The sequence below is a fragment of the Collinsella sp. AF04-24 genome (genome assembly GCF_003465685.1).
Lineage (GTDB): Bacteria > Actinomycetota > Coriobacteriia > Coriobacteriales > Coriobacteriaceae > Collinsella > Collinsella aerofaciens_AP.
On the sequence record NZ_QSBK01000020.1, the window covers coordinates 1 to 18,811 of the forward strand.

Consider the following 18,811-nt stretch of genomic DNA (forward strand, 5'->3'; position numbering starts at 1 on the left):
CGAGCCCCGCGGCGCGCTCGGCTTCGCGACGCCCGCCCGCGCCTTCCGGGCGACGCTCGGCGACGACGCGGCGGCGCTGCTGGAGGCGTACGGCATCGAGGACGTGCCCGTCGACGGGCCCGACCTGACGCCGGGGCTCATCGCGCGGGCGCGCGATGAGAGGGGCGATGCCCCGCTGTCCTAGCCTGAAAGGGAAAAACGGAATAGACGGAACCGACCGTTCGGCTGGGTCTGGGAGGAGGCGCCGGGCGGCGGGCGGAGCATGGCCACCGGACCCATCGAAACACATCTCCACCGTTCCTTCAACTGGGAAAATGCCGACCGGGGGCCCGAATGGGACCTCGGGGGCGTTCGGCTAGCTGCGGGAACGGCCTATTCGCTCAATGTGTTCGGCTGAGATCGGAAATCAACCCAAGACGTGCGACCTACATAACATATCGACAAAAAAGACCGCCGGCGCGGGGCGGCGCCGACGGTTGCGAGAGAATATCGATTGTTGGCTGTTAAGCAGCGACGGCCTCGTAGACCGTGGCGCCCGAGAAGCTGTCGTGCAGGCTCTTGCCGCAGATCCAAGGCAGCTCGACGACCTCGCAGACCGTGTTGACCAGCTCGGAGCAGTCAGTAAAGTGGCCCTTATCGTTGAGGGCCTCGCAATCCTGAACACGCCAATAGCCATCGGTGTGCGTAATGTAGTACTCGTGATCGTTGATCGACACGAAAGCGCGCGTCTTGGAACGCAACAGCTTCAGAAATCCTTCGAAGTCGGTCTCGACGACATCTCCAGCCTGGAACATGATGTTACCTCCTGGCCCGGCGCCACCATGGCGCGTTGATAAACGTTGGTACTCCTTTAGTAAAACCTTTATCAGGGCTTATGCGTTCGTCATTTAGGCAAGTGGTAAAAAACCGCAGGGTAGACGGGATAAAACGTTTAACCATCCCATTTGTTTGTCACATTCTGAAGGTACTTTTATGCAAACCTACTTTCCCAATTGGAATCTATCCTTTTGGCCGGGCAATTGACCGTCTACCGTTTGAGCCCGACGGGTATGAACGGGGCATCTGCAACGCCACTACAAGGAGACACCATGGAGACTATCGAAGCGCTCATCCACCGCCGCAGCTGCCGCAAATACAGCGATCGTCCCGTCGAGGCCGAAAAGCTTGCACGTATTATCGAAGCTGGCCAATATGCACCGAGCGGCATGGGCCGCCAACCGGTGACGTTTGTCGCCGTCACCGACCCCGCGACCGTCAAGCGTCTCTCACAGCTCAACGCCCAGGTCATGGTCAGCAACAGCGACCCCTTCTATGGTGCCAAGACCGTTGTGGTGGTGCTGGTTGACCGCAGCGTGCCCACGCATCTGGAAGACGGCTCGCTCGCCATGGGCAACTTGCTCAACGCCGCCTATGCACTGGGTGTCGATTCGTGCTGGATTCACCGCGCGCATGAGGTCTTTGACTCGCCCGAGGGCCTGGAGCTGCTGGCCAGCTGGGGCCTGCCCGCCGACGGCAGCCTGCGCGGTGTCGGTCACTGCATTCTGGGCTATGCCGAGGACACGCTACCCGAGCCCAAACCCCGCCGCGACAACGTCGTCTACGTAAGGTAACCCAGGAGCGTCATAGGGGTAGCTAATTTGGGACGGGGCTATTTTAGCCACCCCACTCGCAACTTATCTTGCCGATGGAGTTGTCGTCGTTTCGTTCGTGTGGGTCGTTTCGGCGCCGTCGCTCTGTTCGCCCTCGTCCTTTTGAGCGTCGGCGATGGTGGAGGCCGCCGCGACGATGCCGCGCTGGGGTGCGACGCCCGTCTGGGTCTGAGCGCCCTCGACAACTTCTGTGCCTGCATGCGCGAGCTCGGGCGATTTAAACACCGCGTCCAAGTTGGCGCCACCGCCGGCGTAGCCAAGCGCAGCGAGTGCGATGACGATCACTGCAACGACGACCGTGATCGGAACATAACGATGCCAACCAGCCGGATTGAGTCCGCTGCGACGAGCCGCCCCGCGGCTGATGTAGCCGAGCGTTCCGTCGTGCTTGAGCTTTGAGCCCACCACGCACTTGCGGCCCCACAACGAGGACTCTGCCTGCATGGCCAAGCGGGCGCTTGCCGAAGGATAGCCGTATTTAGTGCGCTTGAACGAACCATCAAACCCCGAGGCGTGTTTGCCCCACGTTACCGATGTCGTGCGTCGGTTGACCGGCGCGGCGCTCCGCCTTCTGCGGCTCGGTTTTGTAGTCTCAGCCATACGCCCCCGCACGCCGTAACCAAATCGAAACAATAACGCTTTGGACTGTAGCACACGCGTCGCGCGCGGTCACGGGCGCCTCGCTCAACGGTCATCGTCCTTCAGCAAGCGCCACAGCGTTGTTCGGCTTATGCCCAGCACCTCCGCCGCACGGGTTCGGTTGCCATGGAGATGATCTACAACCAGATGCGCGATATCTCGCTCGGTATCGGTCAGCGGTCGCAGGATATACAGGTCGCTTTCGAGTGTCGGGGCGCCAAAGGTTGCGGTCTTAATCACGTCCTCTTGGGCTAGCACTTCCTCCGCCACAGCGCGATCCACCGTGCCCGCCCCCACCAATATATACAGTCGTTCCGAGACCTCGCGGAGCTGCAGATAATTGCGCGGCCAGCGGTAAGCATCGAGCGTCTTCGTCGCCGCGGCGGACAGCGTGGGTGCTGCCGTCCCAAATGCATCAGCGAGATATTCCAAATAGCGCGCAACCTTCGTCGACGCGGCTCCCTGCTCGACGATTGCCGGCGCCACGCTCACCGCACAGGCGAAGCGCTCGGTCACAAAGGCGGCTTGATCACTTTCGCTGCCGCCCGGCATGTCATTCGCCGTCAGCACCACATGGCAGCGCGTCGCCAACGCGGTGTCGGCCATCGTGGAAACGAGCTCGCGAAGGCGCTGGGGGCCAACCGCATTCCAGCCCGCAATGCAAAGTGTCAGCCCCGTTTGGAACAACGGCGATTCGGCGCTTTTGAGCACGTGGCGCCAACCGCGATCGGTAAGCTCATCGAGCGCAACGGCAACAAAGGGTTGACCGGCAAAAGGACCGTCCAGATAGAGGCGCTTGGCGATCTCGATCTGACCCGCTCCCAGCTCGCCCTCGAGCATAAGGGGCACACCGCGCGCGTAGCTCTCGGCGACCGGCGCAGCTACCGAGGCCGCCCCCTCAACGATGCCGTACGCGCTCGATTCGTAGCGGGCCTCAACTTCGTCGGCGTTGAGCCACTCGATGCCCGCATGTGCCGCGGCGCCGCGCACCTCGCGGACCACGACGACCCAAAGGCCCCCACCCTCTTTGTCGGTGGGGCGAACGGTCAGACTCAGGCGCGTACCTGCACGTCCCATAACCAGACGCGCGCCGTCTCCTATACGGTCGAGGCGCTCAGCGACAAAAGCCGCCACATCCCGCTCAAGCGCCGCGTCATTCATGGTCGAAATCGCGACGTCCCCACGCACATCGATTGCCAATGCCGAGGCCCCGGCAGCAGCCAGGGCCTCGGTCAAGATGTTCAGCTTGGCATCGCTATCCATAATTTGCCCCTGTCCGCGGCGACGTGCAGCCGCCGACGGTCGCACGACCGAGTGTTTCAAAATTGAACGATATTGCTCACCAAACACTATAGGGCAGAAAGCGCCGACCTGCGAGTATAGGTGTTGCCCCGCATCGCCATCCTGGCGGGGCGATAAGAGCTCTTCGGGACTTATAAACCTGCGGACAAGCCATACCCGCAAGAGCTCCTATCGCTCCACCGTGAGAATGCGCTCACCAGCACGCAGCACGCAGCACGCAAATAAGCTACTTCTCTACCAGATTCCCAGCACGTGCTGCATCCCCAAACTCATGCACGCAATGCCAATCCAGCAGCAAAAGCCCAGCGCGATGGGCTTGCCGCCCTTTTTGACAAGTTCGACGATATCGGTATTAAAGCCAATAGCCGCCATGGCCATCACGATAAAGAACTTCGACAGCTCCTTGATGGGCGCCGTAATGGACGCGGGAAGCTGAAGCACCGTGGTGATTACGCTCGCCAGCACAAAGAACAGCACAAACATGGGAAACGCGCGTTTAAGCGAGAACGTGCTTTTAGCGTCGCCGCCGGCCTTGCGCGCCAGATGCATCTGCCAACATGCGAGGACCAACGTGATGGGAATAATGGCCAGCGTTCTGGTGAGCTTGACCACCGTGGCGCTCTCGAGCACATTGGCGCCGGGATGCATGCTGTCCCAGGCGCTCGCCGCAGCCGTTACGGACGAGGTGTCGTTGATGGCGGTGCCGGCAAACAGGCCAAAGCCCTCGTCTGTCAGCCCGAGCATACCGCCGAGCGTTGGAAACACGAGCGCCGCGATAACGTTAAACAGGAAGATGACCGAAATGGCCTGGGCAATCTCGCGATCGTCGGCATCGATGACGGGTGCGGTCGCGGCGATAGCAGAACCGCCGCAAATCGACGAACCCACACCCACAAGCGTCGCGATCTTACCCGGCACGTTCATAACGCGGCAGAGCACAAAGGCGATGACAAGCGAGGTCGAGATTGTCGCCACGATAATCGGCAGCGACTGGGCGCCCTTGGACAGAATCTGGGAGAGGTTCATGCCAAAGCCAAGCAGGATAACCGCGTACTGCAAGACTTTTTTGGACGTATAGGTGACGCCGGCGGCGAGCTGTTCGCGACGATTCTTGGGAAAGACGAGCGCCAGGACCATGCCAAAGAGGATGGCGAATACCGGACTGCCAACCACCTCAATTTGTTTGCCGAGCAACGTCGCGGGAATGGCGATGATCAGGCAGAACAAAACGCCTTTCCAGCGCTCGCGTACGATATTTGCCAGTTGCATATGGGATTCCTTCTTTCTATTTCACGTTTGCGACGGCTTATGATACGGCAACATTGAGCGCAGCCTTGCGCAAACACAGACTAAGATGCCGCAATAGTTCTCAGGCAACAGCCGAATTACCCACCGCGGAGAGCTGATTCGCGGCATAATTAACAACTGACATATGAGTTTGATAGAACAGTTGCGAGGCGCTATGGAAGAATCGATGCACGTCGGCGAGCAGGAAACGAGCCTACAGGACCAGTCCTACCACACCATTCGACGCAAAATCGTCTACCTGGACTACAAGCCGGGCGAAAAGCTGGGCGTCAAGCAACTTTGCGACGACCTGGATATGGGGCGCACCCCTGTGCGCGAGGCTTTGGTTCGCTTGGCGCAGGAAGGCCTGGTGCGCACCGTGCCCCAGAGCGGCACCTACGTCTCACCCATCAACCTCACCCTTGCCGAGAGTGCCTGCTACATCCGCGAACATCTGGAAAAGCAGGTGATTGTGGAGTGCTGTGCGCGAGCCACGTCGGCCGGCATCGAGCAGCTCGACCGCGCCATCGTGCTGCAGGAAAAGGCCATGGCCGAAGAGGATCGCATCGGCTTCTTTTTGAGCGACAACCTCATGCATCACATGATTTTTAGCATCGCATGTCGCAGCACCGTTTGGTCGTGGCTCGAAGAGACCAATGCCGACCTGGAGCGCTTCCGCTGGCTGCGCGCCGCCACGCAGGTTCTCGACAATCAGGACATCGTGAACGAGCACAAGCAGATTCGCCGCGCTATCGCCGGTCGCGACCCCATCGAAGCGAGCTTTTTGGTCAGCAAGCACCTGCATATGATGTTCCGCAACCAAACCGAGGTTCTGGACCAGTTCCCCGAGTACTTCGAGACCAGCAAGCTCCGCTAACCTGCCAAAAAGGGACAGGTTTATTTTGGCAGGTTTTATCTGGGCAAATGCAGAAAAGGCCCGGCTCCGTCTTTGATGCGGAGCCGGGCCTTAGTTGTTAGAACGACGGAACTCGATTATTCGACCGTGACGCTTTTCGCCAGGTTGCGGGGCTGGTCAACGTCGCAACCGCGCAGGATGGCTACCTCGCGGGCGAGCAGCTGCAGCGGGACGCTCGCCGTGATGGGGCTGAACACGTCGCGGACGGCCGGCACGCGAATGATGCAGTCGGCAATCTTGTTGATCTCCTCGTCGCCCTCGGTGGCAACGACGATGACCTTGGCGCCGCGCGCCTTGCACTCCATAAGGTTCGACACGGTCTTGTCGTAGGTGGCACTCTTGGTGGCCACAGCGATGACAGGGAAACCCGGGTCGATCAGTGCGATGGGGCCATGCTTCATCTCGCCGGCGGCGTAGGCCTCGGCGTGCAGGTAGCTGACCTCCTTGAGCTTGAGAGCGCCCTCGTAGGAGATAGCGGCGCCCATGCCGCGGCCCACGAACAGCGCGGACTGCGCGTCCTTGCAGACAAGCGCGGCCTCGTGCACGGCCTCGGTCTGCGTATCCAGAATCCACTGGATCTGCTCGGCCGTATCGGAAAGCTCGCGGAACAGCATGCGCGTCTGCTTGGTGGTCAGGCGGTACTTGACCTGCGCCAGCAGCAGAGCCAGCAGCGTCAGGCTCACGACCTGGCCGATGAAGCTCTTGGTCGAGGCGACAGCGATCTCCTTGTTGGCCTTGGTGTAGATGACGCCATCGCTCTCGCGCGCCACCGGGCTGCCCACCACGTTGGTGATACCAAAGACCTTGGCGCCCTTGATGCGCGCATCGCGAATGGCGGCAAGGGTATCGGCCGTCTCGCCCGACTGGGACACGGCAACGACGAGCGTCGTCGGCGTGATGATGGGGTTGCGATAACGGAACTCGCTGGCCGCCTCAACCTCGGTGGGGATGCGAGCCCAGCCCTCAATGAGATTCTTAGCAATGAGGCCAGCGTGATAGCTGGTGCCGCAAGCGATCACGTAGACGCGGTCGATGTCGTTGAGCTCCTCGAGCGAAAGGCCCAGCTCATCGATGTCGAGCTCGCCGGCAGGCGTCATACGGCCAACCAGCGTGTCGCGCACGACGCGCGGCTGCTCGTGGATTTCCTTGAGCATAAAGTCGGGATAACCGCCCTTTTCTGCCATGTCCAGGTCCCAGTCGATGTGGGTGACCTTGGGCTCGATAGCGCTACCGGCCTCGTCGGTGTACTCGACGCCTGCGGGCGTGAGCTTGGCAAACTGACCGTCCTCAAGCACCACGACATCGCGGGTGGCGTCGATGAGTGCAATGACGTCGGAGGCGACATAGGCGCCGGTCTCGCCTGCGCCGACCACAATCGGGGAATCCTTGCGGGCCACGGCGATCACGCCGGGCTCGTCAGCGCATACGGCGGCCAGACCATAGGCACCGACCACGTGGGTGCAAGCCTCGCGCACGGAGGCCGTCAGGTCGTGCGTCTCGGCATAAGCCTCTTCGATCAGATGCGCGAAGACCTCGGTATCGGTCTCGCTCTTAAAGTGATGGCCGCGGCCCTCCAGCTCCTCGCGCAGCTCGGCGAAGTTCTCGATGATGCCGTTGTGGACGATGGCGATACGACCGTCGCAGCTGGTGTGGGGGTGAGCGTTAACGACGGAGGGCTTGCCGTGGGTAGCCCAGCGAGTGTGACCGATACCGCAGGTTGCGTCGCTATCGATATTGGAAAGCTCGCTCTCCAGGCCCGCGACCTTGCCCACGCGGCGGATAACGTCGAGGTGCGCCGCGGCGCCCTCGCCCACCTCGAGCGCGACGCCCGAGGAGTCATAGCCGCGATATTCCATACGCTTAAGGCCCGTGACCAGTATGTTCTTTGCAATATCAGAGCCGGTGTAGCCGACAATTCCGCACATAGGATAAATCCCTTCGTCCGCGTGACTGCAAAACGCCCACGCACAAGGGGCGCTGAGACGTATAACGTTCGAGTATTGTACTCACGCAGGCGCAAGCTGATATACCAGATGTGGTATCTCAACTTAGATACCACCCGATGTACACACGTCCAAACCACCACGATGGGGACAGGCACCTTTGTGGTGGTTTGGGGCGGGCCAGCGCTCTGTCCCGGCGAAAGATCTCGATCTGTAACATCTGGGCCGCAATAAGCCGGCTTAGTGTTACAGATCGAGACATTACGGTTCGGCCCCCGCACTATGTCTCAATCTGTAACAGGTAGAGCCGCTTTTGCCGTCCAGATGTTACAGATCGAGACAATTGAAGGCCCGGGCAGCTCAAGCCACCACAAAGGTGCCTGCCCCCTTCGTGGTGGTCGCGCCGGCAACGGCGTTTCCCCAGATAAAACCTGCCAAAATAAACCTGTCCCTAATTGGCAGGTTTAGGATGCTACAATCTGCCTTGTACTTGAAACGCATCAAAGGGGCCGGTATGGCAAAGGTAAAAATCAGCGACGTCGCGCGCGAGGCGGGGGTCTCACTGGGCACGGTATCCAACGCGCTCAACCACCCCGACAAGCTGCGCCCCGAGACCCTCAGGCTCATCAACGAGACCATCAATCGCCTTGGCTACCTGCCCAATCAAAGCGCCCGTCAGCTTGCAGGCGGCACCACCAAGTCCTTTGGCTTGGTCCTCCCCCGCCTTGACCACGGCTTCTCGCTCCAAATTGCCAGCGGCGCCCATAACGAGGCCCGCAAGCACGGTTACGACCTGCTCATCGCCAACGCCGATAACGACAACATTCTCGAGGACCATTACCTGCGCTATTTTATGGGCACGCAGATGTCCGGCGTCATGGTGCAGCCCATGGCATCTCCCGATTGGCACCCCGCTATGACCAAGATGCCCGTGCCGATCGTCCATCTGGACATCCATTGCTCCGAGCCCGGTTACTACGTGGCCGCCGACAACGAGGCACAGGGGCGTATTATCGCCGAGCTCGCCATCGCCCGCGGCGCACGCCATATCACCGTTGTGGGTAGAGCGGCATTTATGCAGCTCACGCTGCGCGTACTTGGCATTCACAAGGCCCTTGCCCTGTATCCCGATATCAAAATTGAAGTCATTGACGCCGGAGAGTGGAATACCGCAGCCGACGGCTACAGTATCGGTGCCCAGATTGCCGAGCGCCCTGCTGACGAGCGCCCCGATTTTGTCATCGGTCTGACCGACGTATTGGCCTCGGGCGTTATCTCGGCGCTGACCGACAAAGGCATCTCCGTCCCCGAGCAGGTCCGCGTGGCCGGCTGCGACGGCAACCCCCTTGCATGGAGCGGGTCGGTTCCCCTTACCACCGTGGCACCGCCGGGCTACGAAATTGGCCGCAAGGGTGTGCAGCTGCTCATGGAACAGATCGAGGACAAGCCCGCCGCCAAGACCAAACGAGTCCGCATCGGCTCCGCCGCGCGTACCGTCACCACGGTCACAGCCACCGAGGACATTAACCGTCAGGAGCTCGTGCGTCCCTTCCTGCTCGAACGCGTAAGCACCCAAAAGGCCGAGCAGCGCCCGACGGGCCCATCCGCGGCCCCAATAACCGACATCAACCTGGGCGCCTACCTTTAGCGCACGGCCTTGACCGCTGCCGGCAGATCGAACAGCGTATCGAGCACAGCCTCGCAGCCATCCACCACGTCCTGCGGCAGCGGCACGATGTCGGGAGCGGCGAAGACGTGGCAGCCGGCCGTGATGCCCGAGACGCAGCCGTTGCGGGAATCCTCGACCACGGCGCACTCCTCGGGAGCAAAGCCCGCGCGCTCGCAGGCGAGCAGGTACATCTCAGGGTCGGGCTTGCCGTGTACGACGTCCTCGCCGCAGGTCACCGTCTCAAACTTATCAAAGAGGCCGACCATCTTAAGGTTGCGCTCGGCGGTAACATGGCGCGACGACGTCGCAAGACCCACGTGATAGCCCGCAGCCAGCAGCTCGTCCAGGCACTCGGCGGCACCGCCCTTAAGCTCCAGATCGGTCTTGACCATCTCGTCGCGAATCTCCTTGTGACGACGATAGATCGCCTCAGCGGTTTCGCGGCCGCCGTAATGCACATCAAGGATCTCCATGACATCAGGCAGCGTGCGGCCGATAAACTGATGGATCAGCGCATCATCAATCGCGAATCCCAGCTCGGCCGCGCCCGCCTTCCACGCCTTGATACCCAAACGCTCGGTATCGACCAGCGTTCCGTCCATGTCGAAAATAACGGCCTTGATCATATCGGTCCCCCATCGCTTCGCGCTGCTGTACTCCCGCAACTTTACCGCACCTGTAAACTTGTATATAACGTATATAGCATATTGCACTTTCGTTACATAGATAGAAGTCTTATGACAAGCGGCTCGGTAGGATTATAGTTTTCGACCGAGTACTCAACGGCAAGGATCGATTCATGCTTTCAGACACCACCGCACCTGCAGAGGGGCTTCAGGACAAACTCACAGCGCTCGAGCAGCTGCTTTTGGCATACGGACGCGTCGCCATCGGCTTTTCCGGTGGCGTCGACAGCAGCTTTTTGGCCGCGGTCTGCGCCCGCATCATGCCCGCCAGCACGCTTCTCGTTCACCTCACCACGCCGCTCATCGGCACGCCCGAGCAGGCTTCGTTTGAGTGGGCGGTTGACGGGCAGGCCGATGAGGGGCCGCATTTTAAGCTCCCCGTGCTCAACCTCTCGGTCGATCAGCTGCAGCTCCCCCAGGTAGCCTGCAACGACGCCGACCGCTGCTACCACTGCAAGCGCGCCGGCTTTACCGCCATCGTCAATCACGCCAGGTCGCTGGGCTTTCCCACCGTTATCGACGGCAGTAACGCAAGCGACCGCGGCGACTACCGCCCCGGCATGCGCGCCGCCCAGGAGCTCGGCGTGCGATCGCCGCTCATGGAGGTCGGCTTTACCAAGGACGAAGAGCGCGAGCTGCTGCGCGCCTGGGGATACCCCGTCTGGAACCTGCCAGCAGGAGCCTGCCTGGCCACGCGTGTCCCCACGGGCGAGGAGCTCACGCGCGAGAAGGTCGATGTGATTCGCGCCTGCGAGGACTACCTGCACAACCTTGGCCTGGCCCAGGTCCGCGCACGCCTCGTTGGCGGCTGCATGCATATCGAGGCCGCGCCGGCAGACGTCGCCAAGATCGCCGCCCTCGGCAGCACCGCGGTCAACGACGAGGGCAAGGCCCCGCTTCCCGTCGCCATCGAATCTGCCCTGCGCAACCTAGGCTGCGGCCATATCTCCCCCGAGGTCACCCCCTACATCCACGGCAACATGAACCTTTAAGTTACGCCGTTTTACAAACGGCGTAACTGCTCGGCGCTGCGCAGGTTCCGGGCACGGCAAACTGACGTTCAACTTCACGGGCGCGACCAAAAGGTCAGCGCCCGCTTGTTTCACGTCACCTTGCCGCACCCGGAATCTGCTCGCTCGCTTATGCTCAACCTGGGCTACATAAATTGTCGCCAACCTGCCAAGAAGGGACAGGTTTATTTTGGCAGGTTTTATCTGGGGAAATATCGCGGAGCCACCGCCTCTCTAGTATCCATCTAACTTCGAGAGACACTAGAGAGGCAACTCGGCTGCATCTACCTCTTCCGATAGCGGCGGTTGCGGCTCGTCGATGAACCCATTACTTCAATGAGTCCTTTATCCGCCATTTTTGGCAGATGGTAACGGACGGACGAAATCTTGACCCCCGATGCAACCGCTATTTCTCGCGCCGTCATATCCATTCCGGCGCTGAGAGCCTCCAGGATCCTATCCGCCGTCGAAGCTGACGATTCTCTGCTCATATCGATAATTTCAAACGCGTCTTTGCCACATTTTGACAGGACATGTTTATCGACAAGGTCCCCGCAGATCAGGCGAATGTCATCCGAATCCCACTTCAAAGCCTCTCGTATTTTTTGAACATCGCATACGCACCCATGCTCCCGCATAAACATGAGTAATGTTTCCTCGCGATGCGTCAGCTCGGTGTCCACATGGCCCTGAATCCACATGCGGTTTTCAGCAAGCTCCGCCCCGTGCCGGGAAAGCAGCACCGTAAACGAATCGGCCTTAACGATAAATTTCGGCCTGCCAAGCGAACGAGACTCCATCTCGCGAATCATAGCCGGGATGCCAGATCCCTGACTTTCCGCAACAGCCCCCTCAGCATGCTCTAACGGCGTCGCCCCCATCAGACTCATGAGCTTTGGGTTTCGGCAGCGCGATTCCCCGTCCGCAAGATTGTCCACCGTCTTTCCGCCCCAAAGCCCGCCGGGGTTTTTGATCTCTATTCTGTCTGGGTAGATATCGACGCTCACGGCCTGCCCCACAAACATGGGCGAATACTCTCGATGAATGCAGGCATTCGCCAAGGCCTCGCGCAAAACCTCCTGGGGTACTTCCCAATCTTCCCTTCTACCAGCGCCTCGCACTATCGCCGCTTTGCGCAAGTTTCGTCCGATCGCAGCGAGGGCATCTTCGATGCAAGCCGGAATCGGGCCATCGCACAACTGGCGGTCAATAAACCGGGGTTGCCCAGGAGCAGATTTTTCCACATCGGAATGAACGGCGACATCGATCATCAGCTTGGGATAGAACTGCTGGGGGTAAATTCCCGCCGACAGAAGCCCCGCGAGCTTCACATCCCCATCCTTTGTAGTGATATTGAGTCTGGCCAGCTGCTTTTCCAGCGTATCGGCCCCGCGCAAAACGCGCGGGGTCTGCAGCCGGCGATTTGCGATAATGGACCGCACGACATCCGGATCCAAATCCTCGACTGTTGCCTCCGAAACCACCGTACCGTCTGCATCACTCGGAAGCAACGCACTCTGTAGCTCATATAGCTCAGCGGGCGACATCTTGATATCTTTATCATCCACGCGCTTGTAGCTACCGTTCTGCACGCCGCGCGCGCCGATATAGCATGGCTTCGCTTTGAGCTCAAGTTCAAAGATGCGCACCAGAAGTACCTGGAGCCCGTCGACCTCGCCTCGATCAAGCTCATACCGCGGCGCATGGGTCACCACCGCCGCTGAGCCTCCGTCTCCGACACCCGAAACAAACTGGTCGCGCACCCTGTCGATAGCAAAGTTGGCAGAAGGAACAAATCCTTCGGCTTCGTTCAGGCCCAAAATAATGAGCCCGCCCGCAGTGTTCGCAAAAGCACTCACTGTCTCCCATACGTCTGCACTCAATTTATTCGTGCAGGCTTTAACTTCTACCGATGCGTCATCGGTCCCCCGCCTGCGAAGGCGCTCAACGATAAGGCCAAGAGGTTCATCCAACAGCATTGGCATTCCGTCTCTCTAAAACAATAGATTTATCTCTCTAAATCTTAGTATATCTCTCTAACTTTAGAGAGATGAGCACCTTCTTTTAGAGAGATATTTAGAGAGATGTATCGAATTCACTGCTAGATTACCTAAGGCCATCTCTCTAACCGATTTTTTCTTTAGAGAGACATTTAGAGAGACAAGCGTAATCTCTCTAACCATGGGCGCCGCTCTTTAAAGCGTACACATCCCAACCGTGTCCTAAGTTGCGGCGGGCATTGCCCCGCCAACCCGCCAAAAGAGGACAGGTTTATTTTGGCAGGTTTTATCTGGGGAAACGCAAGCGGGGCCACGCCGAAGCTACCGTCATCAACCTCGGCGCATACCTTTAGCGCACGGCCTTGACCGCCGCTGTCAGATCGAACAGCGTATCGAGCACGGCCTCGCAGCCATCCGCCACGTCCTGCGGCAGCGGCACGATATCGGAGACGGCAAAGACATGACAGCCGGCCGTGATGCCCGAGACGCAGCCGTTGCGAGAATCCTCGACCACGGCGCACTCCTCAGGAGCAAAGCCCGCGCGCTCGCAGGCGAGCAGGTAAATCGCGGGGTCGGGCTTGCCATATGCGACATCCTCGCCGAAGGTCACCGTTTCAAACTTGTCAAAGAGGCCGACCGTTTTAAGGTTGCGCTCGGCCGCAACGCGGCGCGACGACGTCGCAAGGCCCACGTGATAGCCCGCGGCCAGCAGCTCGTCGAGGCACTCGGCGGCGCCGGCCTTAAGCTCCAGGTCGGTCTTGGCCATCTCAGTGTGAAGCTCAATGTTGCGGGCAAAAATCGCGTCGGCGGTTTCGCCCTTGCCGTAATGTGCCTCAAGGATGTCCTTAACATCGGCATTCGAACGGCCGATAAACTGATGGATTAACGCATCATCAATCGCAATCCCCAGCTCGGCCGCGCCCACCTTCCATGCCCTCATGTCCAAACGCTCGGTATCGATCAGCGTTCCGTCCATGTCAAAAATAACAGCTTTGATCATATCGGCCCCTTCATCGGCTTGCGTTGCCGCAAATCTACTGCACGTCACAACCTTGTATATAACGTATATATCATATTGTACTTTCGTTACATAGACAGAAGCCTTATGACGTAACCTGCCAAAAAGGGACAGGTTTATTTTGGCAGGTTTTATCTGGGGAAACGCAGACAGGGCCGCGACGCCTATAGCGTCGCGGCCCTTTTCCTTGGAGAAGGATCGATTAATGGAACGGAGAGCCCGTTCTAACCCTCGAGCCCGGCGTTGATGAGCTCGGCAATCTCGACAGGATCGGTGCTCGTGCGCACTTTGTCGCGGAAGTCGGCATCCATCAGCATCACGGCAGCCTTGGAGAGCAGACGCAGGTGCGTAGTTCCAGCCTCGCCGGCGGGCACGTACAGCGCGAGCGCAACATCGACGGACACCCCATCGAAACTCGGCCATTCAACGGGCTCGGCCAGTTTAAGCACGGCAACGCCCGGCGTATGAATCGCGTCGCTTTTGGCATGCGGAACGGCAAAACCGGCGACAAGGCCGGTCTCGGCCTCGTTCTCGCGAGCAATAAAGGCAGCCTCTACAGCAGATGCGTCATCGGCAAAACCAAGCTCAACAGCCTGCTCGGACAGATAATGCAGCGCGTCCTCGCGCGAGGCGGCGGCGTAGCCAATCGTCACTTGGTTGGCAGATACAAACCCCATGGAAAACCTTCCTTACAACACGGACCTGACCGCGGCTTCGATGCCGTCGGCGTCCAAACCGTACTTGTGCAGCAAATCGACCGCAGGGCCGGACTCGCCATATACATCGCGCACGCCGACGCGTCGCATCGGCACCGGATGCTGTTCCGCGAGCACCGAGGCCACGGCCTCGCCAAGACCGCCGATAATCGAATGCTCCTCGGCGGTGACCACGCGACCAGTCTTCTTGGCGCTGGCAACCACCAGGCGCTCATCAAGCGGCTTGATCGTATGCATGTTGATGACCTCGGCGTCGATACCATCGGCAGCGAGCGCCTCGGCAGCCTCAAGCGCCTCGGCGACCATGAGGCCACAAGCGACGATGGTCACATCGGACCCCTCGCGCACGACCACGCCGCGACCAATCTTGAACTCATAGTCCTCGCGGTCGTTGATAACCGGTGTTGCCAGGCGGCCGAAGCGCATGTAGACCGGTCCCTCAAACTCATAGGCGGCGCGCACGCAAGCGCGAGCCTCGATGTCATCGGCGGGGACGATCACCGTCATGCCCGGAATCGTGCGCATGAGCGCGATATCCTCGCAGCACTGATGCGTAGCGCCGTCTTCACCGACCGAGATGCCCGCATGCGTAGCGCCAATTTTGACGTTGAGGTGCGGATAGCCGATGGAGTTACGCACTTGCTCATACGCACGACCGGCGGCGAACATAGCAAAGGTGCTCGCAAAGGCGACGCGACCCGTGGTCGCAATGCCGGCGGCAAGCCCCATCAAGTTGCTCTCGGCAATGCCGGCGTCGTAGAAGCGCTCAGGATGAGCGGCCTTAAACTTACCGGTCTGTGTGGCGGCGGCCAGGTCGGCATCGAGCACTACAAAGTCATCGCGCTCATTGCCCAGCTCGACAAGTGCCTCGCCGTAGCTAACGCGCGTGGCGACCTTCTTGACGTCTGCCATTAGAGCTCCTCCCCTGCTGCTGCGAGCTCGGCCATGGCCTGCTCAAACTGTTCATCGTTGGGCGCCTTGCCGTGCCAGCCCACCTGGTTTTCCATAAAGGAGACGCCCTTGCCCTTCACCGTCTCGGCGATAATGGCCACGGGCGAGTCGCTCACTTTGCGGGCCTCGGCAAAGGCGGCTGCAATCTGCGCCATGTCGTTACCGTCGGCAAGCTCGATCACATGCCACTTAAAGGCGCGGAACTTGTCGGCAAGCGGCATAGCCGAGTTGACTTCATCGATACTGCCGTCAATTTGCAGGCCATTGTGATCGACGATAGCGACAAGGTTATCCAGGTCGTGGTTGCCGGCGAACATTGCCGCCTCCCACACCTGGCCTTCCTCGCACTCACCGTCGCCCAACAGTGTGTAGACGCGGTAGCTGTCACCCCAGTGCTTTGCGGCAAGTGCCATTCCAACCGCGGCGGAGATACCCTGACCGAGCGATCCGGTAGACATGTCGACGCCCGGCGTGTCATTCATATTGGGATGGCCCTGCAGGCGGCTGCCGATATGACGGAGCGTCTCGAGCTCCTCCCTGGGAAAGAACCCGCGCTCGGCGAGCACGGCATAGAGTGCCGGAGCGCAATGTCCCTTGGAGAGCACAAAGCGATCGCGCTCGGCGCGGCTCGGATTCGCCGGGTCGACATCCATTTCCTCAAAGTAGAGGTAGGTCATAATGTCGGCGGCGCCAAGCGATCCGCCCGGATGCCCCGACTTGGCGGCGTGGACACCCGTGACAATACCGCGGCGAACCTCATTGGCAATCTTGGCCAGTTCCTGATCGGTCATGGAGTTTCCTCTCTTGAGCACGCCGGCCCGGCATAACAAATGCTGGGCCGGCAGAACCATCGTTACTGTGCCTCGACGACCTTTTTCCAGTCGGCCTCGAACGAGGCAAGGCCCTGGTCGGTCAGCGGGTGATGCAGGCACTTCTTGAGAGCGGCCATGGGCACGGTCGCGATGTCGGCGCCAAGAAGAGCCGCCTGGGTCACGTGGTTGGGCGTGCGGACCGAAGCGGTGATGATTTCGACGGTGTCGTCGACGTTCTTGCCAGTCCAGTCATAGTTCTTGATGCAGGTCACAACGTTGTCGAGCTGCGAAATACCGTCCTCGGCGATATCGTCGAAGCGTCCCACAAACGGGCTGATGTAGCGAGCGCCGGCGTTGGCGGCCATCAAGGCCTGGGTCGGCGAGAAAACAAGCGTCATGTTGACGCGCACGCCTGCATCGGCCAGGGCGCGGCAGGCGGCGAGGCCGGCCTCGCACACGGGAAGCTTAACCACGATGTTGGGAGCCAGGGCGGCAAGACGCTTGCCCTCCTCGATCATGCCCTCAGCAGTGGTCGCAGTGGACTCGGCGGACACGGGCAGGCCCTCGCAGAGCTCGGCAATCTTGAGCATATGGGGCTCAAAGTCGGCGAGTTTGCCGCCGGTCTTGGCGTACAGGGACGGGTTGGTGGTTACGCCGGCAAGGCAGCCCCAGCTCTTGGCCTCGGCGATCTCGTCAAGGTTGGCGGTATCGATAAAGAACTTCATGGTGCAAACTCCTTCGGAGGAATCCAAAACTCAAAAGAAAGGACAAAGGGGATGCCCCTTTGTCCTATGTGCCGGGCCTGCAGCTGGGACATGCCCCAGGCCCGGCGTCGTGTAGGAAAAACTACTTAGTCCTCGAGAGCCTTCTCGATGCGGCTCGTGACGCCCTTGAGGTTAAGGCCGACGACGTACTGCTTGATCGGGCGCTTGATGTGCTCGATCACAAAGCGCTTGCCGTCGATGTCCTGGGCAGCGAGGTTGCGATAGAGTTTCTCGACCTGCTCCTTGACCTCGGGATCGTTAAAGGCGTAGTGGCCGGAGACATCCAGAATCTTCAGGCTGAGCTCGTCGTCGGCCAGGATGTCGTCAACCTGCAGGTTGACGTCGTCGCCGGTCATCCACTTGCGCCAACGCTCGGTCTTGATAGCCTTGACCAGCAGCGTGTGATACAGGTCGGAGGGATCGTCGCACAGGCCGTTGTCGACCAGAATCTGCTCGGTAGCGCAGAGTTTGAGGTAAGCGCGGGTCTCCTCGGTGCCATACTGCGGAGCAACGTTGGAGGCGGTCACGTGTGCCGGGATATGCTCGAGCAGCGTCGCGTCATCCAGGTAGTCGGCGTTGTGCTCCTTCAGACCCACGCCGTAGCGCTTGGCCATATCGGCAAGCTCGCGAGCGTTCTTGAAGTTGTAGTGACCGACCTGCTCCGTCCAGCGGGTAAGGGTGCCGGTCTGGCCGACGATAAAGGTGGGCATGGGGCAGCCGCGCTTCTCGAGCTCGGGCTGCAGCTGAGAAATGAACTCCTCGTACTTATCGGTAGAGGTCAAGCCGCCATTGGTCTCCTCGGTACCGACCTCATAGGCGACCTCGGGAAGGTTATGCTCGCGACGGTACTGCTCAAGGTAGTCGATAAGATCGATCGTACGGCGAAGCACCACGTCGAGCGGAATAACCTTGCCGATCTGATAGGGGTCCTTGGTGGGGTCGACCATCAGCAGGTCAAAGCCCGCCTCCATGTCGGCGACAAAGGACTTGCGGGCGAGCTCCATGGCCTCGTCCTCGGGCAGGTGGGCGTTACGCTCCTCGTCGCGCTGCCACGGACCGCCGTGATCGCGGCACAGGTAGTACGGACCGGTGTAACCCACCTCGTCGGCAACCTTCTTGATGTCGGCAGCAAAGCGCGTCTGGTCCCAACCGTTGACGTAGCCGGCGCCCATCTCGTCCATATCGACCTGGTTGCGGCTAGCGATAAACATGGGCGGGAAATCCTCGTCCTTGGCAAGCTCGAACACGGCCTGAATCAGGTTGGGGCTCATGGGGCCAATGCCGACCATGGTTGCGTGATCGCCGCTATCCTGCAGCTTGAGCATGCCCTGAACGGCCTGGCGGATGGTGAGGTTGGACATTTTGTTCTCCTTCTCCAGAGGATTTTTGACAAAAGTTCCCTGGGACCCAGATGCGGGCCCTATCAGTACGGATGGATTTTGTTGTGTA

Annotated in this window: 17 protein-coding genes and 1 pseudogene; 5 read left to right on the plus strand and 13 right to left on the minus strand. The window is 60.0% G+C overall.

The annotated features are described in order from the left end of the window. Positions 1–184: pseudogene (locus DWV32_RS08190) on the plus strand (IS30 family transposase); the annotation flags it as partial. Between the two features lie 319 nt (positions 185–503). Here DWV32_RS08190 and DWV32_RS08195 read toward each other — a convergent pair. Then, positions 504–794, minus strand: a complete 291-nt coding sequence (locus tag DWV32_RS08195) for a CDP-alcohol phosphatidyltransferase (RefSeq protein WP_118260475.1) — start codon at positions 792–794, stop codon at positions 504–506. 294 nt (positions 795–1,088) lie between these two features. Between DWV32_RS08195 and DWV32_RS08200 the strand changes: the two genes are divergently transcribed. Beyond that, positions 1,089–1,610, plus strand: coding sequence for a nitroreductase family protein (locus tag DWV32_RS08200; protein WP_117757849.1), 522 nt, complete (start codon positions 1,089–1,091; stop codon positions 1,608–1,610). Positions 1,611–1,673: 63 nt separating this feature from the next. Here the strand turns inward: DWV32_RS08200 and DWV32_RS08205 are convergent, their stop codons facing one another. The 3 genes from DWV32_RS08205 to DWV32_RS08215 form a co-directional block, all read right to left on the minus strand. Then, complete coding sequence (locus DWV32_RS08205) at positions 1,674–2,249, minus strand: hypothetical protein (protein ID WP_147346223.1); 576 nt, start codon at positions 2,247–2,249, stop codon at positions 1,674–1,676. An 84-nt stretch (positions 2,250–2,333) separates the two neighbouring features. Beyond that, the gene (locus tag DWV32_RS08210) at positions 2,334–3,551 is read right to left on the minus strand and encodes a helix-turn-helix domain-containing protein (protein ID WP_117757851.1); all 1,218 of its coding nucleotides are present in this window, start codon (positions 3,549–3,551) and stop codon (positions 2,334–2,336) included. A gap of 273 nt (positions 3,552–3,824) precedes the next feature. Then, positions 3,825–4,859 (minus strand): YeiH family protein, encoded by a 1,035-nt coding sequence (locus DWV32_RS08215; RefSeq protein ID WP_117757852.1) that lies wholly within the window; start codon positions 4,857–4,859, stop codon positions 3,825–3,827. 193 nt (positions 4,860–5,052) lie between these two features. On the opposite strand from DWV32_RS08215, the gene DWV32_RS08220 reads away from it, so the two are divergent. Next, a complete protein-coding gene (locus tag DWV32_RS08220) occupies positions 5,053–5,754 on the plus strand; it encodes a GntR family transcriptional regulator (RefSeq protein WP_050766156.1) in 702 nt (233 codons plus the stop codon). A gap of 116 nt (positions 5,755–5,870) precedes the next feature. Here the strand turns inward: DWV32_RS08220 and glmS are convergent, their stop codons facing one another. Then, the gene (gene glmS / locus DWV32_RS08225; RefSeq protein ID WP_117757853.1) at positions 5,871–7,718 is read right to left on the minus strand and encodes a glutamine--fructose-6-phosphate transaminase (isomerizing); all 1,848 of its coding nucleotides are present in this window, start codon (positions 7,716–7,718) and stop codon (positions 5,871–5,873) included. A gap of 532 nt (positions 7,719–8,250) precedes the next feature. Between glmS and DWV32_RS08230 the strand changes: the two genes are divergently transcribed. Then, the gene (locus DWV32_RS08230) at positions 8,251–9,384 is read left to right on the plus strand and encodes a LacI family DNA-binding transcriptional regulator (protein ID WP_233540441.1); all 1,134 of its coding nucleotides are present in this window, start codon (positions 8,251–8,253) and stop codon (positions 9,382–9,384) included. On the opposite strand, the gene DWV32_RS08235 is transcribed toward DWV32_RS08230, so the two are convergent. Beyond that, positions 9,381–10,031, minus strand: coding sequence for an HAD family phosphatase (locus tag DWV32_RS08235; protein ID WP_117757855.1), 651 nt, complete (start codon positions 10,029–10,031; stop codon positions 9,381–9,383). The genes DWV32_RS08230 and DWV32_RS08235 overlap by 4 nt on opposite strands. A 173-nt stretch (positions 10,032–10,204) precedes the next feature. Between DWV32_RS08235 and DWV32_RS08240 the strand changes: the two genes are divergently transcribed. Beyond that, positions 10,205–11,083 (plus strand): ATP-dependent sacrificial sulfur transferase LarE, encoded by an 879-nt coding sequence (locus DWV32_RS08240; RefSeq protein ID WP_117757856.1) that lies wholly within the window; start codon positions 10,205–10,207, stop codon positions 11,081–11,083. Positions 11,084–11,385: 302 nt separating this feature from the next. On the opposite strand, the gene DWV32_RS08245 is transcribed toward DWV32_RS08240, so the two are convergent. The 7 genes from DWV32_RS08245 to DWV32_RS08275 form a co-directional block, all read right to left on the minus strand. Beyond that, positions 11,386–13,080, minus strand: coding sequence for an ATP-binding protein (locus tag DWV32_RS08245; RefSeq protein WP_158566120.1), 1,695 nt, complete (start codon positions 13,078–13,080; stop codon positions 11,386–11,388). A 370-nt stretch (positions 13,081–13,450) separates the two neighbouring features. After that, positions 13,451–14,101, minus strand: coding sequence for an HAD family phosphatase (locus DWV32_RS08250; RefSeq protein WP_117757858.1), 651 nt, complete (start codon positions 14,099–14,101; stop codon positions 13,451–13,453). A 242-nt stretch (positions 14,102–14,343) separates the two neighbouring features. Beyond that, entirely contained in the window at positions 14,344–14,796 is a 453-nt protein-coding gene (locus DWV32_RS08255; protein ID WP_117757859.1) for a PTS sugar transporter subunit IIA, read from the minus strand. Between the two features lie 12 nt (positions 14,797–14,808). Further along, positions 14,809–15,747: a transketolase family protein gene (locus DWV32_RS08260; protein WP_117757860.1), complete on the minus strand. Its 939-nt coding sequence runs from the start codon at positions 15,745–15,747 to the stop codon at positions 14,809–14,811. Next, on the minus strand, positions 15,747–16,577 hold the full coding sequence (locus tag DWV32_RS08265; protein WP_117757861.1) for a transketolase: 831 nt from the start codon (positions 16,575–16,577) through the stop codon (positions 15,747–15,749). Before DWV32_RS08265 ends, DWV32_RS08260 begins: the two co-directional genes overlap by 1 nt. Before the next feature lie 62 nt (positions 16,578–16,639). Beyond that, a complete protein-coding gene (fsa, locus tag DWV32_RS08270; RefSeq protein WP_117757862.1) occupies positions 16,640–17,323 on the minus strand; it encodes a fructose-6-phosphate aldolase in 684 nt (227 codons plus the stop codon). A gap of 125 nt (positions 17,324–17,448) precedes the next feature. After that, on the minus strand, positions 17,449–18,723 hold the full coding sequence (locus DWV32_RS08275; protein ID WP_006235615.1) for a class II D-tagatose-bisphosphate aldolase non-catalytic subunit: 1,275 nt from the start codon (positions 18,721–18,723) through the stop codon (positions 17,449–17,451). Between the last annotated feature and the right edge of the window lie 88 nt (positions 18,724–18,811).

Coding starts and splice junctions, on each gene's coding strand:
- DWV32_RS08195 (WP_118260475.1), bottom strand. CDS start 794: ATGTTCCAGGCTGGAGATGTCGTCGAGACCGACTTCGAAGGATTTCTG.
- DWV32_RS08245 (WP_158566120.1), bottom strand. CDS start 13,080: ATGCTGTTGGATGAACCTCTTGGCCTTATCGTTGAGCGCCTTCGCAGG.
- DWV32_RS08255 (WP_117757859.1), bottom strand. CDS start 14,796: ATGGGGTTTGTATCTGCCAACCAAGTGACGATTGGCTACGCCGCCGCC.
- DWV32_RS08215 (WP_117757852.1), bottom strand. CDS start 4,859: ATGCAACTGGCAAATATCGTACGCGAGCGCTGGAAAGGCGTTTTGTTC.
- DWV32_RS08265 (WP_117757861.1), bottom strand. CDS start 16,577: ATGACCGATCAGGAACTGGCCAAGATTGCCAATGAGGTTCGCCGCGGT.
- DWV32_RS08250 (WP_117757858.1), bottom strand. CDS start 14,101: ATGATCAAAGCTGTTATTTTTGACATGGACGGAACGCTGATCGATACC.
- fsa (WP_117757862.1), bottom strand. CDS start 17,323: ATGAAGTTCTTTATCGATACCGCCAACCTTGACGAGATCGCCGAGGCC.
- DWV32_RS08200 (WP_117757849.1), top strand. CDS start 1,089: ATGGAGACTATCGAAGCGCTCATCCACCGCCGCAGCTGCCGCAAATAC.
- DWV32_RS08220 (WP_050766156.1), top strand. CDS start 5,053: ATGGAAGAATCGATGCACGTCGGCGAGCAGGAAACGAGCCTACAGGAC.
- glmS (WP_117757853.1), bottom strand. CDS start 7,718: ATGTGCGGAATTGTCGGCTACACCGGCTCTGATATTGCAAAGAACATA.
- DWV32_RS08240 (WP_117757856.1), top strand. CDS start 10,205: ATGCTTTCAGACACCACCGCACCTGCAGAGGGGCTTCAGGACAAACTC.
- DWV32_RS08205 (WP_147346223.1), bottom strand. CDS start 2,249: ATGGCTGAGACTACAAAACCGAGCCGCAGAAGGCGGAGCGCCGCGCCG.
- DWV32_RS08275 (WP_006235615.1), bottom strand. CDS start 18,723: ATGTCCAACCTCACCATCCGCCAGGCCGTTCAGGGCATGCTCAAGCTG.
- DWV32_RS08260 (WP_117757860.1), bottom strand. CDS start 15,747: ATGGCAGACGTCAAGAAGGTCGCCACGCGCGTTAGCTACGGCGAGGCA.
- DWV32_RS08210 (WP_117757851.1), bottom strand. CDS start 3,551: ATGGATAGCGATGCCAAGCTGAACATCTTGACCGAGGCCCTGGCTGCT.
- DWV32_RS08235 (WP_117757855.1), bottom strand. CDS start 10,031: ATGATCAAGGCCGTTATTTTCGACATGGACGGAACGCTGGTCGATACC.
- DWV32_RS08230 (WP_233540441.1), top strand. CDS start 8,251: ATGGCAAAGGTAAAAATCAGCGACGTCGCGCGCGAGGCGGGGGTCTCA.